General features: G+C 48.1%; 14 protein-coding genes and 2 pseudogenes. 8 read left to right on the top strand and 8 right to left on the bottom strand.

Features of this window, described 5'->3' with window-relative positions; translation table 11 throughout:
• A partial coding sequence (locus FEK43_RS23150; RefSeq protein ID WP_240730951.1) for a hypothetical protein occupies positions 1-112 on the bottom strand: 112 nt, incomplete at its 3' end.
• 594 nt (positions 113-706) lie between these two features.
• On the opposite strand from FEK43_RS23150, the gene FEK43_RS16605 reads away from it, so the two are divergent.
• Positions 707-1,258 (top strand): tyrosine-type recombinase/integrase, encoded by a 552-nt coding sequence (locus FEK43_RS16605; protein WP_130219595.1) that lies wholly within the window; start codon positions 707-709, stop codon positions 1,256-1,258.
• Here the strand turns inward: FEK43_RS16605 and FEK43_RS16610 are convergent.
• Positions 1,255-2,097, bottom strand: a complete 843-nt coding sequence (locus FEK43_RS16610; RefSeq protein WP_135406615.1) for a helix-turn-helix transcriptional regulator — start codon at positions 2,095-2,097, stop codon at positions 1,255-1,257. The two genes, FEK43_RS16605 and FEK43_RS16610, sit on opposite strands and share 4 nt — an antisense overlap.
• Before the next feature lie 150 nt (positions 2,098-2,247).
• Between FEK43_RS16610 and FEK43_RS16615 the strand changes: the two genes are divergently transcribed.
• From FEK43_RS16615 to FEK43_RS16635, 6 genes and pseudogenes are all read left to right on the top strand, one after another.
• A complete protein-coding gene (locus tag FEK43_RS16615; protein WP_135406619.1) occupies positions 2,248-2,910 on the top strand; it encodes a tyrosine-type DNA invertase in 663 nt (220 codons plus the stop codon).
• Positions 2,911-3,276: 366 nt separating this feature from the next.
• Positions 3,277-3,741 (top strand): CaiF/GrlA family transcriptional regulator, encoded by a 465-nt coding sequence (locus tag FEK43_RS16620; protein WP_135406629.1) that lies wholly within the window; start codon positions 3,277-3,279, stop codon positions 3,739-3,741.
• Positions 3,738-4,355: a LuxR C-terminal-related transcriptional regulator gene (locus FEK43_RS16625; protein ID WP_135406631.1), complete on the top strand. Its 618-nt coding sequence runs from the start codon at positions 3,738-3,740 to the stop codon at positions 4,353-4,355. Before FEK43_RS16620 ends, FEK43_RS16625 begins: the two co-directional genes overlap by 4 nt.
• A 321-nt stretch (positions 4,356-4,676) precedes the next feature.
• Positions 4,677-5,897, top strand: coding sequence for an autotransporter strand-loop-strand O-heptosyltransferase (locus tag FEK43_RS16630; RefSeq protein ID WP_138158638.1), 1,221 nt, complete (start codon positions 4,677-4,679; stop codon positions 5,895-5,897).
• A 34-nt stretch (positions 5,898-5,931) separates the two neighbouring features.
• Positions 5,932-7,089, top strand: a pseudogene (locus FEK43_RS23345) (AIDA repeat-containing protein); the annotation flags it as partial.
• A 168-nt stretch (positions 7,090-7,257) separates the two neighbouring features.
• Positions 7,258-10,386: pseudogene (locus FEK43_RS16635) on the top strand (autotransporter outer membrane beta-barrel domain-containing protein); the annotation flags it as partial.
• A gap of 272 nt (positions 10,387-10,658) precedes the next feature.
• On the opposite strand, the gene FEK43_RS16640 reads toward FEK43_RS16635, so the two are convergent.
• The 3 genes from FEK43_RS16640 to FEK43_RS16650 form a co-directional block, all read right to left on the bottom strand.
• Positions 10,659-11,027, bottom strand: a complete 369-nt coding sequence (locus tag FEK43_RS16640; RefSeq protein ID WP_135406641.1) for a helix-turn-helix domain-containing protein — start codon at positions 11,025-11,027, stop codon at positions 10,659-10,661.
• 56 nt (positions 11,028-11,083) lie between these two features.
• Complete coding sequence (locus FEK43_RS16645; protein WP_135406768.1) at positions 11,084-11,335, bottom strand: DUF1471 domain-containing protein; 252 nt, start codon at positions 11,333-11,335, stop codon at positions 11,084-11,086.
• Between the two features lie 125 nt (positions 11,336-11,460).
• A complete protein-coding gene (locus FEK43_RS16650) occupies positions 11,461-12,243 on the bottom strand; it encodes an SDR family oxidoreductase (protein ID WP_135406646.1) in 783 nt (260 codons plus the stop codon).
• 148 nt (positions 12,244-12,391) lie between these two features.
• Here FEK43_RS16650 and FEK43_RS16655 point away from each other — a divergent pair, with 148 nt between their 5' ends.
• Positions 12,392-13,285 (top strand): LysR family transcriptional regulator, encoded by an 894-nt coding sequence (locus tag FEK43_RS16655; protein WP_135406649.1) that lies wholly within the window; start codon positions 12,392-12,394, stop codon positions 13,283-13,285.
• A gap of 246 nt (positions 13,286-13,531) precedes the next feature.
• Here the strand turns inward: FEK43_RS16655 and FEK43_RS16660 are convergent, their stop codons facing one another.
• From FEK43_RS16660 to FEK43_RS16670, 3 genes are all read right to left on the bottom strand, one after another.
• Positions 13,532-14,596, bottom strand: a complete 1,065-nt coding sequence (locus FEK43_RS16660) for an alpha/beta fold hydrolase (protein ID WP_130260643.1) — start codon at positions 14,594-14,596, stop codon at positions 13,532-13,534.
• 158 nt (positions 14,597-14,754) lie between these two features.
• Entirely contained in the window at positions 14,755-15,516 is a 762-nt protein-coding gene (locus FEK43_RS16665) for a carboxymuconolactone decarboxylase family protein (protein WP_131161700.1), read from the bottom strand.
• The gene (locus FEK43_RS16670) at positions 15,494-15,973 is read right to left on the bottom strand and encodes a cupin domain-containing protein (RefSeq protein WP_130260642.1); all 480 of its coding nucleotides are present in this window, start codon (positions 15,971-15,973) and stop codon (positions 15,494-15,496) included. The genes FEK43_RS16665 and FEK43_RS16670 overlap by 23 nt, the downstream gene beginning before the upstream one ends.
• Positions 15,974-16,009: the final 36 nt, after the last annotated feature.

Raw genomic sequence — 16,009 nt, forward strand, 5'->3', positions numbered from 1 at the left:
GCATTTCATGCAGCGGAAAATGTTTTGATTCAGCGATGGTGGAAATAGATTTTGTACCAAAACGTGAATCGAGTAGTTCCGACCTTAAATCCGTTACTTGCTTCTTATCCATTTCAAACTCCTTAAAATGATTGGATCGCAATAAAAAAGTAGGATTTATCGATAAAGTAAGCAAGCTCAATGGTCTAGGTTTTAAATAACAAAATCCTAATCTTGTTTGGTTTTTGACAATAATTGCATTATGTTTTTTTAAGTAAAAACAAAAGGATGGGTAATATACTAATGATAATTTCGATCTTTTTAACGTTATTTTAATGTGTTTTTTTACCTGCCGTTATTATCACGTAAAAATTAGCCAATAAAATATCATTATTAGTTAGTGGTTAATTTTTTTTGAACGTTTTTAAAGATTATCGAATAAAAAAGATATAATTACCAGAATCCCCGCCAACATTGTTCGTGGGGTAAGTTGTTATTTCGGCAGTAATACTACGATATAGGTAACTGCGTGAAGGAGTTGTTGCCCTGGATGTAAACTGATTTTTACCCTACGTGTCATATGGACGTTCACTTATTATCTTTGAAGGCCAGGCAAGATAACGTCAATACGGCGTTGGGGATCGTTTACACGCCAACTTCCGAAACTGATAAGTCTTCCTTTTAATTAATAGTGTAAAATTCAGGTATAACTCTGACAGGAGGAAATATGCGTAAATACATCACCAGCAGCGAATGGGCGCTTTTCTTTAATGCTATAACGGGTACGCGAAATGAAATCCGTGATAAAGCATTGCTACATATAACTTACATTCATGGACTTCGCGTCAGTGAGTTGATAGACCTTAGACTGGGAGATCTTGATATGACTGAAAAAATTGTTTTTATTAGGCGTCTGAAAAATGGATTATCAACTTCACATCCATTACAGCCAGAAACAATAGAATTATTGCAACGCTGGTTCCTGATTAGAAAAAGATACGCTAAAGGTAGTCAGGATGATTATCTTTTTCTGTCAAGCCATGGAAAAAAAATTTCCAGACAATGGATTTATAAACTCTGCGCACGATATAGTCAGCGTGCGGGTCTGAGAATTAAGGTTCATCCGCACATGTTGCGTCATGCCTGTGGTTATGCTCTTGCTAATCAGGGACTGGATACCCGTCTGATTCAGGATTATCTGGGTCACAGGAACATTCATCATACTGTACTGTATACGGCCAGTAATCCAGGTCGTTTTCATCGGGTCTGGCGCAGTTAAATTTTTACGCAAGGAGTGAGGAATTGCATATCCATAATATTTTTATTATCTGTTCTGTGAAATAGTGTATATATAGGTCCTCTTTTTAAAACACATTTATTAATACACAGCGCCCCCATGGCATCATATATATGAAAATCAAAAATCTCTTTGTATGTCCCAGTAAATTCCTGGCTGGCATATAAACCATCAGGAAGAAGTGTCTCTGGCAGGGAAAAACTGTTTATTTCTTTAAAAGTATAAATTAATTCAGAATCTGTTTCTCTGGAGGGTATCATTTCACCTGAAATCATAAAATCAGACATTTCATTAACAGGATCATAAATTGATACTATGGACTGAAAAAGGTTACGGTTATAAATAAAATGATCGCCGCTCTGGGTATGGATAAAGTCCATTCCCAGATTCACAGGCATTTTAAGGTTTGGAACAGAAGGATGATTGCCATCAGCTATCTCAATCATTCTGAATTTTGTGCACGGTGTGGTTCTGTACAATACGGGCTGGGCATACTGCATATCCCAGGCATCCGCATTGCGATACTGTACTGGTGACACCTTGAACTGTTGCCTGAAAGCACGGGAAAAAGCCTGGGGCGAACTGAATTCATACATTAGTGATATATCTGTTATCCGGCGACTGGTATGACGCAAAAGTAAAGCGGCAAGTGTTAGTTTTCTGCGACGTATGTACTGCGCCACACTGATCCCCGTTACATCCTGAAACAGTTTGTACAACCAGCGTTCTGAATAGCCTGAACGTTCAGCAAGAACTTTTACTGACAGTGAGCTGTTCAGGTTCCCTTCGATAATTCCCGCCAGTTGCTGGATTAAATTCATTTGCTATACCTGTGGGTCCATGCCAGTTGACTGTTCTTAAGAGCAATCGGTGTTTTATTCTGCTTTCCTGACTTTAGCACGTTTAGCCATAGCCTGATGGGGTCATCGTGTCACTCTTGAATGCTCTGTTTCATCTGACCGGAGCCATTAATGTCTTCCCGAAAATTTCTTACTCACCATGAAGTCAGCCTTTTGCTACAGGCGGTGCTGAAGGGGCGCCACCCGGAACGTGATGCCTGCATGATACTTCTTGCCTTTATCCACGGACTCAGGGTCAGCGAAATGCTTTCGTTACGTCTTGCTGACCTTGAGCTCGAGTCCCGAAAACTGTGCGTCCAGCGCCTGAAAAACGGCTTCAGCACCGTGCATCCCTTACTGACTGAAGAAGTACAATGTATCAGGAACTGGCTCAAAGCCCGGGAAACTATGAAATTACCTACAACAGAAGAAGAGAGGGACTGGCTGTTTATTTCCAGATCAGGGCGTCCGCTTACCCGTCAACGATTTTATAACTTGCTGGCTGAAGCAGGAAGAAATGCCGGGCTGGCTGTTGCTGTCCATCCACATATGCTGAGACATGGGTGTGGTTACGCGTTGGCTGATAACGGCATCGATACACGCCTGATTCAGGATTACCTGGGACACCGGAATATCCGGCATACGGTGATTTATACAGCTTCAAATTCGGCCCGCTTTGAACGGTTATGGAAGCCGTCAAAAAGGGCGAAAAAGCAACTTTTTGACCCAAACTGTAAACTGCCTGTATTGCGGCTGCAAATGTTAAAAAACACATGTTATGCAAACAACAATTAATTAAAGATCATTTGATTTAAATCAATAAAACCCCCGTATCAATTCCCTTCTGTAACAATATGGCATTGATGTCTGTCAGTTTTCTAAATTTTCCAAAACTCCATCAATAGTATAAATAGCCAAAAACATCACATAACTAAGAAAATAAAACCAGATAAAAACAAAAATTTAGTTTTTTAATCCAATGTTGTCAAAATGGGTCATTTTGACAACAACAGATCCTCTTCTTGTGCACCTGTATTGCGCGTTACTCAGCACTGATAACCCGACACAAGCGGCAACAGATGTCTGTTGTCATTATTGGGGGGAGGGATGTCAGTGCTTCTTAATTCATATTTCTGACGGAGAGATATTCAGGTGGCGGGTATGCCTGAGAGACGCAGACGAATAAAGAGACATTTTTTCTGTCCTGAGTGTGTTCAGGACATGCAGGCTCGACCACTGTATATCATCGTGACCTTCTGGGGGATGCGAACCGGCAGGTTACTGACAGTTGAGGCGGTCAGCCGGGAGTTTCATATTCCCCAGAGAACAGCAAAAGATATTCTGTATTACATTGAGCACGAGGGACGAAACCATATCCGCAGCAGGCGCTTCATACAGAACGAACCGACAACGGGACGAAGACGCGCTCTTCGGATCCTGGATATACAGGATCCGCAGGAAATCCCGGCCAGTTCAGGAGCAGAACTGGATGTTCTGTTGGAACCTGTTGCCCCCGCAGCAAAGCAGTCACTCAGGCCACAGACAAAATTTCAGAAACTACGTCAGTGGATGGTATCGAGAAAACAGAATGAACAGGCTCCTCAGGAGCTGACAGAATACGGATGAAACAGATATTTTTGATGAGTCAGTGTCAGTACACCCGCCTCGGGCTTTTTGCAGTGATGGAAAGTGCCGGGCAACATGCTGTTCAGGTTATTTCCGTGGAAACACCGGACCAGATTGTGTCGCATATTCTGTCTGATAGACACCTCCCCGGGAAACAGCGTGTCATTGTGGTAGATCTCACCTGCTATGAGTCATCAGTGACTGTGAGGGCGCTGTGGTTTTTGTGGAATCTGTCAGTCCTTTATTCTGAACGCCACGAACTGAGAGGGACTCCATGCATTTTATTTGGCCATCAGGGAGGGCAGAATAATATCAGATATCCTTTTACCTGGATTTCTCCGTCACAAAGCTTTCATCAATTGAAAAATATTTTTCTGCGCATTCTGGCCGTGCCTTCTCGCTATATAAGTAGTGGGTATAAATTTCAGCGTTTAAGTGCTAATGAGCGACATGTGATAAATGCACTTCTTAGTGGGGAAACTGTAAGTGATATTGCAAAGCGCATGGAAATACATTACAGCAATGTGTGTTACTACCGACAAAAGGCGATATTTAAAATCGGTTTGAGAAACCGGAATGATATTGCATGGATTATGAACAGGACGTTTTTGTAAGCGCTGTAACGGCACATGCTGAGCGGATACACTTCCGAAATTGATAAGTCTTTCTGCACGTAAACTGTAAACTAACTCCTGCGCGTAACCGGAAGTAATGCAGAGAGCATTTCATCGGCAACGACTAAAGTCGTTTTAACTATAATGGAATGCGCGAGGTGTGACATCGTGAGAATGTCATATGTGAACTCATCTCTGCTATCACAGAAGAATATCATAACTGAGCGATGGGTATTGCTCATTATAAGAAAGACAACTCAGTTATATTGTTAGCGTACTCATCGTGCTTTTCAACGCTTATATATTTTTGAAGGTGAAAATATGTCAACGCTGAAGAATACATTTTTTATCCCTCCGCCTGATACGCCAACGCAGGTAGGGCCTGAAAATATTTTTTATGATTTTAATGATGGTGCACGTGTATTGCTTCCTGAAGGGAAATGGCACGTGCGTCTGCTGGATGCGGATTCAGAAAATATTCTTTTCTGCTGCGATGTGGATAAAGGCTGGGTAACCAGCAGTAAGAAATATTTCGTGCGCTTTCGTATTCAGGTATTCCGTCAGGGGGAAGAAACGCCTCTGCTGGATGAAACCCTGAAATTAAAAGACCGGCCTGTACTGATTTCATTCCCGACCGGGACGCTGGGCGATTTGCTCGGCTGGTTTCCTTATACGGAACGCTTCCAGTCCCTGCATAAGTGCCGTCTGGAATGCACGATGGCGCAGGACATTATTGATCTGCTGGCGCCTCAGTATCCGCAGATACAGTTTTCCACGCCGGATAAGCCGCGCACGGTGGCGCCTTATGCCACCTATCGCGTGGGGCTTTATTTCGGTGGCGATACAAACAATCAGCCGGTGGATTTCCGCAAGGTCGGTTTCCACCGCTCTGCAGGCTACATTCTGGGCGTTGACCCGCGTGAAGCCCCCGTCCGGCTTGACCTGTCCGCGCCCCGGGTTATCCAGGAGCCTTATGTGTGCATCGCCACACAGTCCACCTGCCAGGCGAAGTACTGGAACAACGGTACCGGCTGGAGTGAGGTCATCGCACACCTGAAATCACTGGGTTACCGGGTGCTGTGCATTGACCGGGACGCCCACTATGGCCAGGGCTTTGTCTGGAATCACATCCCGTGGGGAGCCGAAGACTTTACCGGCAAGCTACCGCTGCAGGAGAGGGTGAACCTGCTGCGGCATGCCAGTTTCTTCATCGGCCTGCCAAGCGGTCTGTCATGGCTGGCCTGGGCTACCCGTATTCCGGTGGTGCTGATAAGTGGCTTCAGCCTGCCCAACAGCGAATTTTATACCCCGTGGCGGGTATTCAACTCCCATGGCTGTTATGGATGCTGGGACGATACATCGCTGAATTTTGACCACCACGATTTTTTGTGGTGCCCGAGACATAAGAATACTGACCGGCAATTTGAATGTACCCGGCTGATAACCGGCGCCCAGGTCAAGGGCGTCATCAATAAACTTCACCGTTCTTTAACTGAGCAGGGTGTTGAGGACACTCTGGAGAAAGGAGTAAGCAATGAATAAGGTTTATAACACTGTCTGGAATGAATCCTCCGGGATGTGGGTGGTCACTTCAGAACTGACCCGTAAAGGAGGCCGGCGTCCCCGGCAAATCAAGCGTACCGTGCTGGCAGGGCTGATTGCTGGTTTGCTTATGCCGTCAGCACCCGCGCTGGCTGCAGCCTATGACAATATGACAGTGGTGGATAACGGAAGCGGAGCCACGTACTTGCGTCCGGGCGACACGGCAACGAATACCACAATAAACGGTGGTATCCTGCATGTCTCCAGCGGAGCTAGTGTTACGAGCACGACTATTAACTACGGCAGCAGGAACCCAGGATCTCTTTATGTCTCCAGCGGAGGCAGTGCCACGAGTACCACAATTAACTATGGGTACCAACACCTCTGCGGTGGAAGTGCCACGAACACCATCATTAACAGTAAAGGAACTCAGACGGTCAGTAGCAGTGGCAGCGCCACGAATACAACTATTGACGGTGGTGGCGCCCAGCGTGTACACGGTAATGCAACCAGCACAACTATTGGCAACGGTGGAAATCAGTATGTCTCTAGTGGAGGCGTTGCCACGAACACCATCATTAACAATGGTGGGCAACAGACTGTTCATTACGGCGGAAGTGCTGCGGACATCACCATTAACAGCGGTGGAGTACAGAATGTAGATAACGGTGGCAATGCCGATAACATCACACTCAATAGTGGCGGGACTATTGTGGTATTTGGGGGGGCTTCTGTCTCAAATTTATCCCAAAGCAGTGGCGGTATTATCCAGACCAATACCAGCGCCAGTATGAACGGAACGAACCAGAATGGTGGTTTCAGTATTGCCGCGGGCAGTGCCAGCAATATGTTACTGGAGAACGGCGGATATCTCAGGGTATTAAATGGACATCAGGCTAAAGAAACCACCCTCAACAGCGGAGGGAGTCTGTTTATCGAGAATGGCGGTAGTGCCACGAACACCACTATTAACGGTGGGGAGCAGAAAATCTCCGGGGGGGGCGATTCCATTGGCACCATACTTAATGAGGGCAGGGAGTTTGTCGATGCGGGCGGCACAGCAACAGACACCGTTGTAAATGGTGGTATGCAGGTTGTCTATGCCGGAGCTACCGCAATCAATACCACTGTTAACAGTGGTGGCTCGCTACATACATCAGGGGATGTATCCGGTGCCACTGTTAACAGTGGCGGGAGGCTAAATGCACATGCCGATTCCGTCGTGACCAGTACCATCGTTGATGGGGGCTGGGCGACAGGTTTCGCAGGCAATAAAGCTCCCAGCTTTATTGACACGGTCATCCAAAATGGTGGTCGCCTTGACATCAAGGGCGAAAATTATGCCGGTTATAAAGCTGCAACTGCTACCGGTACCACTATCAACAGTGGTGTGATGAACTTGGACTCCGGAGGCTCTGCTACTAACACCACCATCAACAGTGGTGGGCGGGTAAGTGTTGCTGGAGCGTTGAAAGAATCTGTACTGACGCAGACTACCATCAATGATAGTGGGAGTCTGTATGTAGGTTCGAACGGAAAAGCACAAGATACCATCATCAACAGTGGTGGGGTTCAGATTGTAAATTCTGGTGGTAGTGCCACCAGTACCACGGTCCACCGCGGCGGTGTGCTTCAGGTGAACGCCGGTGGTTCTGCCTCGCTGGTTACCCAGAACAGCGGTGGGGCTATCGTGACCAATACAAGCGCTGTTATGGACGGGACTAACCAGAACGGCAGCTTCAGTATTGCCGCAGGCAGTGCCAGCAATATGTTGCTTGAGAATGGTGGTTCTCTCGTTGTACTCAATGGGCATCAGGCCACAGGTACCACTATTAACAGTGGTGGAGATGTGATAGTCGAGGGCATCGCTACTGACACAACCATTAACAGCAATGGCTTACTGCATGTCTCCAGCGGCGGTAGTGTCACTGGCACCATCGTTAATAACGGTGGCCGCGAGAATATCAATTCAGGCGGCAGTGCCACGAGCACGACCCTTAACAGTGGTGGTGTCCAGGCTGTCTCCGGTGGCGGTGTTGCCACGAGCACCCTCGTTAACAACGGAGGGAGCCAATATGTCTACAGCGGCGGCAATGCGTTGAACGCCTCTGTTAATGACGGTGGGCGTCAGTTTGTCTCCAAAGGCGGTATCGCCATTGCTACTTCTATTAATAGCGGCGGTCGCCAGTATGTCCGTATCGGCGGCAGTGCCACGGACACCGTAATTAACAATACTGGGCGCCAGTTTATCTCCAGCGGCGGCAGTACCACTAACACTACAATTAATTCCGGTGGGGGGCAGTATCTCTACGGCGGAAATGCCACGAAAACTACAGTTAACAACGGCGGACGCCAGTACGTCTCCAGTGGCGGCAGTGCCACTGACACAATCGTTAACAGTGGTGGACGTCAGCATGTTTACATCGACGGTAATGTCACAGAAACGATTATTACAAGCGGTGGCATGCTGCAGGTTGAGGCCGGTGGTTCAGCCTCTAAGGTTACCCAGAACATTGGCGGGGCAGTAGTCACCAATACCAGTGCATTCCTGAGTGGTATCAACGATAAAGGCAGTTTCAGTATCGCTGGCGGCAATGCAGCCAATATGCTGCTGGAAAACGGTGGATACCTGACGGTGTTTGACGGTCATCAGGCCAGCGATACGATGGTTGGCAGTGACGGTACGCTGGATGTCCGCAGCGGCGGTGTGCTCCTTGGTACCACCACCTTGACTGATAAAGGGACTCTCGTCGGTGACGTTGTCACAAATGAAGGGAACCTGTATTTCCTCAACAACAGTGCTGCGACCTTCGCAGGCACCCTGACGGGTACCGGTACCCTGACGCAGGAAGGTGGTAGCACCCGTTTCAGCGGCCTGTTGTCTCAGGACGGTGGGATTTTCCTTCAGAGTGGCGGTGCCATGACGATGGATGCCCTTCAGGCGAACGCTAATGTGACGGCACAGTCAGGCACCACCCTGACGCTGGATAACGGGGCCATCCTGACGGGGAATGTTGCGGGAGACAGCACCGGTGCAGGTGATATGGCGGTTAAAGGTGCTTCTGTCTGGCATCTCGATGGTGACTCCACTGTTGGCGCATTAACGCTGGATAACGGGACCGTTGATTTCCGTCCGTCAACAACCACACGCATGACGCCAGCCTTCCAGGCGGTATCGCTGGCGCTCGGGAGCCTATCGGGTAGCGGGACGTTCCGGATGAACACGGATATTGCATCACATACCGGAGATATGCTGAATGTCGTGGGCAATGCCAGCGGTAACTTTGTGCTGGATATCAAAAACACCGGTCTGGAGCCAGCATCTGCTGGTGCGCCGCTTCAGGTGGTGCAAACCGGTGGCGGTGATGCCGCGTTTACCCTGAAAGGCGGGAAAGTCGATGCCGGTACCTGGGAATACGGCCTGAGCAAGGAAAATACCAACTGGTATCTGAAGGCTGACACTCCGCCTCCGGTGACTCCGCCGACTAACCCGGATGCTGGTAACAATCCGGATGCTGGTAATCCGGGCGCAGGTAAGCCAGATGCAGGTACATCGTCGTCTCTAGTGCGTCGCACAACCAAATCGGCCGACGCGTTACTGGGTATGGCGACAGCACCGGCATACGTCTTCAACAGCGAGCTGGATAATCTGCGTTTCCGTCATGGTGATGTGATGCAGAATACCCGTGCACCAGGGGGCGTATGGGGCCGTTATACAGGGTCAGACAACCGCATCAGCGGCGGGGCCAGCTCGGGCTATACCCTGACTCAGAACGGTTTCGAAACCGGTGCCGATATGGTCTTTGACCTGGGTGACAGCAGTTTAGCTCTAGGTACCTTCTTCTCTTACTCCGACAACAGCATCAAGCATGCCCGTGGAGGAAAGAGTGCGGTAGACAGCACTGGCGGTGGTCTGTACGCGACCTGGTTTGATAATGACGGTTACTACGTGGACGGTGTGCTGAAATACAACCGCTTTAATAATGAGCTGCGTACCTGGATGAGTGACGGTACGGCGGTGAAAGGGGATTACAGCCAGAACGGTTTCGGCGGTAGTCTCGAAGCGGGCAGAACCTTCAGTCTGAATGAGAATGCATGGGCGCAGCCATACGTGCGGACAACGGCATTCAGGGCGGATGCGAAAGATATCAGCCTGAATAACGGTATGAAAGCCAATATCGGCGCAACCAAATCTCTGCAGGCTGAGGCTGGCGTGAAGCTGGGGATGACCCTTGACGTTGCAGGAAAAGAAGTCAAGCCGTACCTGTCGGCGGCGGTGAATCATGAATTTTCGGACAACAACAAAGTCCGTATCAATGACACCTACGACTTCAGGAACGACATCTCCGGGACGACCGGGAAATACGGACTGGGTGTCAGTGCGCAACTGACCCCAAATGCTGGCGTCTGGGCTGAGGCTCGTTATGAAAACGGTAAGCATACCGAGTCTCCGGTCACGGGCAGTGTCGGGTTCCGTTTTAATTTCTGAGTCATACCCTGAACACCGCAGGGATTAAACCATGCGCTGCGGGCGGAAGTTAAAAGGCTTCCGCCCGCGTTTAAATACTTGCTGCCAGAATTCGTAAAAAAAATTCACGGCCTGTAGCGATGCAAACTGTGTGGACAATGAAGCTAAGCCAGATGGTCAATGTAATATCTGAGGGGATACAACAAGGGTAAACAGGTTTCCATGTCCATTAGAACTATTGGCTCAAAAGGTATTCATCTCTCGATGCAGAATAAATTACCATTTAAGTGATACTACGTAAGTGTGAAATTATTTAAAATGTTAATGTTTTTTATCCTTTCGGTGTTTCTATATTTTAATGGTGGCAATTTGTATTTTTTAGAGAAAATCCGAGTAAAGGTCTGTTGTGAATCAAACCCATATTTATAGGCGATGCTCATCACAGACTCATTAGTCTCGACAAGATCTTTAGCTGCAAGACTAAGTTTTTTATCTTTAATATATTTCCCAAGGCTAACTTTTTTTATCTGTACAAAAATCCGCTGAAGATGCCACTTAGAATATCCAGCCCGCGTAGCAACATCGTCTAGCTTCAGCGGTTTATGTATGTTTGAATCAATCCATCGAGTTACCTCATCGATAATATCTTCTGTTCTGGACATAAGGCGACGCTAACTATAAGAGGGCTGTGACATATATTGTTCAAAATGCTAATTACTTACTTATAGATTTCAGCAACCCCGTGCAATCGGTTATTCCCCGTGGTTGACAGAATTTTGAATGATGTTGCTCCTTGAGCATCAGCTTTACGAGAAAGCGCATTCGATAATTCATCAAGCGTCAGGGCATTACTGGCTGAGACTACACCAATCTTTTCTTTGCCATCTGCATGACGAATCTCCTCAGCAGCAGATGCAGTATTTACCGAAATGAATCCCATGAATAATGTAGTAATTAGTAGTGCTTTCATATCTGATACCTGTTTTAAACGATATATTTGGAAGTTGACAAATATCAGAAGGAGCTTCCTCCTTCTTGATCTGTAAATATACAGTTCTAAGCTGTCATAAGACTGACTGTCATATGACAACGTTGTCAGATTTTTGAATTTTTCGAATACAGATTCAGGTCGTTAATAACGCACTCAGGTTCTTCAGTAAGGGGCATATTGTCTATATCGAAAACCCCATCATTTTTTTGGGGATTATCACTCTGCAGCTCTGCAAACAGAGGAGTGAGATCCTGCTGTGCTTCTCCTCGCTCTGCGATCAGTTCGAACGTTTTATTTTTTGCCGCATCATTGCTCAAGGCCGTTACCAGTACCCGGGCGATTTGTTCCCGGGAAATAACACCATCTTCCGGCGTTCCCGCATGGCGTTTATCCCCCTGAAGCATGACGATTCTGTGCTCATCATCATTGTTGTAATCAAACCAGCCGGGTCTGACGATAGTGTAGATATGCCCGCTGGCTCTGACCAGGCGTTCAGATCTTCTCTTCCAGTCATGAACTTCAGTACGTTGATTCCAGCTACTGAGCCGCTCAGTAACGCCAATCGTTGTCATCAGGGCGATGCGAACAGGTGTATCCATGAATATTCGCAAAATGTTACGTACACCGCCGTAATCTATCGCTCTGGCACCAATACGTCCCTGACCATCGGAGCCGAGTGTAAAAATGATGGCATCAATATCTTTCGGTAAATCGGTGAGTGTTTCAGGTATTGAAACATCGCCATAGAAAATATCTGTTCCAGGAGGGAGTAACTTGATTTTCCGCCGATTCCTGATCAGAGCCACTGGCTGATGGCCCATTGCAATAGTAGTATTCACAACATGAATACCAATGCTTCCTGTTGCGCCAGCAACGAGTATTTTCATGATAAACCTTCTGATAATTCAGCCTTATTTTTGATACAGCCAGAATATCAATTATCATTATTGCCAGTAATGAGGCTAAAATGATTGTGTCTATGAACGCCCTTCATGAATGCGCTTTGAAGGGAATGCTTCTACAAGGAAATCGTCAATGCTTAAAGAAAACTTCAACGAACTGCAAATCTTTCTTGTGGTGGCAAGAGAGCGAAGTTTTACCAAAGCAGCGAGCAAACTCGGCGTCTCTCAGTCTGCACTTAGCCATGCAATGAAGGCACTGGAGGAAAGGTTAAATATCCGTCTCTTAACCCGAACTACCCGTAGCGTGGCCCCCACGGAAGCAGGGGAGAGAATAATTGCCTGTCTTGAGCCACGTATAGATGAGCTTGAGCGCGAGCTGGAATCACTTATCCAACTGAATGGCACGCCCACCGGGAATATTCGTTTATCAGCCGGGGAACACGCTGCGCGCAGTCTGGTCTGGCCGAAGCTAAAACCGTTCCTCAGGGAATATCCCGAAATCAATGTCGAACTGGTGGTGGATAACGGTTTTGTCGATATTGTTGAAGGCCGCTTTGATGCCGGGATACGGCTGGGTGAAAGTGTGGATAAGGATATGATTGCAGTGCGAATTGGGCCGGATATGCGGATGGCCATGGTGGGATCGCCGGCGTATTTTGCTGCAAACCCTGCGCCTGAAACGCCTCACGAACTACAAAATCATCGCTGCATCAATATGCGTCTGCCAACGGCCGGTGGACTTTATCACTGGGAGTTTGAACGCGAAGGGAAACCGTTACGGGTCAGAGTTGATGGGCAACTGACGTTTAATTTGCTGCCAGAAAGAATTGATGCCGCATTATCAGGATTTGGTATCGCCTGTGTTCCCGAAGACGCGATTCAGGATTATGTAACGTCAGGCGAGCTTATTCAGGTTTTACAGGAGTGGTGTCCAACTTTTCCCGGATATTACCTTTACTATCCCAGCCGTAAGCAGCATCCGCCTGCTTTTGCGCTGTTGATTGATGCACTTCGCTACGCGGAATAACGGGTCCACATTTTGCTGTGGGCCTTGCGCGGGCATAATGACCTTTTTCACTGCACGCCTGTAGGTCAGTGCGCTTTAATACGGCGAAGGCCAGCGCTTCAGTAACGTTGAAAGCTTGATACAGCAGTGAACAGAGCAAACATCTTCGAGGCTGTGAATCTCCATCAGAAAAAGCTACACAATACGATGAGCGCCCACTGAAGGTTAGGCGCTCTATTAAACGTTTAAGGTGATCTTCTAAAATGGCTATTGCAGATTTTTCTCTTTCAAAAACCGACTCACCAAATCAGCGATCTGCACATTATTCAGGTCGGAAAACGGGAAGTGGGTATTACCTCTGATTCCAGCCTCAGGCAGATGCGTCACCGTCACATCCCCACCATGCTTGTTAACCACGTCACGCCACTTACGCGCCATTGCCAGCCGTACTCGCCAGCTGTCCTGTGCGGGCATAGCTACAGGTTTATCCGGTATGTTATCGCCGTAAATAATCAAAATCGGGATTTTAGTCAGCGCCATAAACTGTTCCATTGGCACGGATTCACCCTTCAGCGTGTCGAACGCACTAGGCATAGGGGCAGGGAGTTCTTTTTCCGGGAACACAAAACCGCTGCCTGGCTCGAAGGCGACAATGGCTTTGACCTTGTTGTTTTTCATCGCGGTATACCAGCCTGGTCCACCACCCTGAGAGTGGGTAAAGAGGATTGCCGGGCCTGATTTATCCACTACGGCAGACATCGCATCAGAGATGACATTGACATCAAATGGCCCTGTATTCGGAGTCATCTGGCGGAAATACTGATTTAGTGCCTCTTTGTCGTGGGAAAACTGGACGCCTTTAAAATACTCTGGCCACACGCCAACACGGAACTGGTTAAACCACATCTGCTCATCAGGTTTTGGTGTAACCGTACCTTCTACAGTGGTACGTCCGGCATCACCCCGACGCGGCTGATCGACAATATACGTGGAGAATCCGCGGCGCAGGAATATGTTCTGGAACCCTTCTCGACCATCCGGCGTACTTTCCCAGGTACGAGAAGACTGGCCCGCGCCATGTAGCATAACTATGGGATATTTATGCGGATTCTCCGGTATTTGATAGAACACCGACGCATGATCGCCATGATAAGTTTGACCTGCAGAGTCCAGCGGCTTTTTCGCGTCAAATGTTCCCGGGGCGGTGATGATGGTGCCTCCGGCAGAAAAACTTCCTTGCTCCTGAATGACCAATGGTTCGGCGTATACAGACTGCGCCCCCAGGCCTCCTGCCATCATGCAGATGGCCAGCATTTTTAAGACCGTTTTCAAAATTACATCCTCTGTTATGGTTGCCGTTTAATCATATCTGAGTTGCCAGCGTTAATTATTTCGCCCCCTTGATTGCCTTTATTTGGCGGATTCATAAATGCAGAGGATGAATCACGTATGTGCACTGACCAGGGGGAGAGTCTGCATGACGACCGTCTCTATTTGTTCTCAAGCGCTTTTTGCAGTGCCTCTTCAGCTCTTGTGGCTGCATCATTGTCGCCATGTTCACGCAGAACCTGTGCTAACTGTCGTAACTGCGCTGCCGTCAGACCGACTCGCATACTTGCTCGCGTATGTGACAGTAACTGGGCTTCAACGCCTGGCGTAGCGGCTAATGCGCCAACTGTTGCCAGTTCACGGCTTTGCCAGTCGAGGTTATCGCGAGCGAAAATATCGCCGAACAGATGTGTTTGCAGGAATTGATTTATTGTTGGCGCAAAATCAAACAGTGGCCCCTGAACAGGCGCGCCTGAGATTTTCGTCTGGTTTGCGGTACCGACACGGCGAAGCTCATCCCCGACGGGAATAGGGGCGATCGGCGCTTTACCTTCAATGTCTTCGATGCCACGTTGTTTACGTGTTTCGACGACTTTCATCAGCTCATTCAGTGCATTCAGGCTGCGGGGGAATCCCGTATAGGCATAGAGCTGGATGAGAATTTCTTTAGCTTCGTTTATCGTGAGTCCTGTATCAAGTCCTTGATTAAGCGCTGCATTCAGCTTATCCATCTGACTGCTGGCCATTGATGCGGCAATCAACGGAATGGCCTGCTGGCGAGCTGACAGCGTATCTGAAACCGTATATTCATGATTCATTTCGGTAACTCCTTTATTGATGAGCGCAGCATTTGCGGTAAGCGCAAAACCAAAGGTGAGCAGTACCGCTGCCGTTAATATCTTAATGGGCGTGGTATTGTTCATCTGTCACTAACTCCTTCCAGTTAACGCTTTTGCCATCCACCACGCCGGTTATTGCCAGATGTGTCATCGCACTACCGGGGGCCGCCCCATGCCAGTGTTTAACGTCCGCCGGACAAGAGACAACATCGCCAGCACGGATCACCTGCACCGGCTTGCCTTCTTGTTGGGTGAGTCCAACACCAGAGGTCACAATCAGTCGCTGACCTGCTGGATGCGTATGCCAGGCGGAGCGGGCACCAGGTTCAAAGGTGACATAAGCTGCGGAAACACGGATGTCGTTGTCAGCGTTGAACAGAGGATCAACCCGGACACGACCGGTAAAATTCTCCGCCGAGCCATACACCGCAGTCTGGCTTCCGGCGGGGGCGATATGGACAGTGGAATTTTGCTCCGCAGCCCATGATGAAGTTGTGAAGAGAGGCAGTAGTAGCCCAAGGTAATGTAACTGTCTGATCATACAACGCGTCCTTATCTACGGTGACAGGAGGGGAGA

Origin of the sequence: Escherichia sp. E2562 (assembly GCF_005781075.1) — a bacterium.
Classification (GTDB): Bacteria; Pseudomonadota; Gammaproteobacteria; order Enterobacterales; family Enterobacteriaceae; genus Escherichia.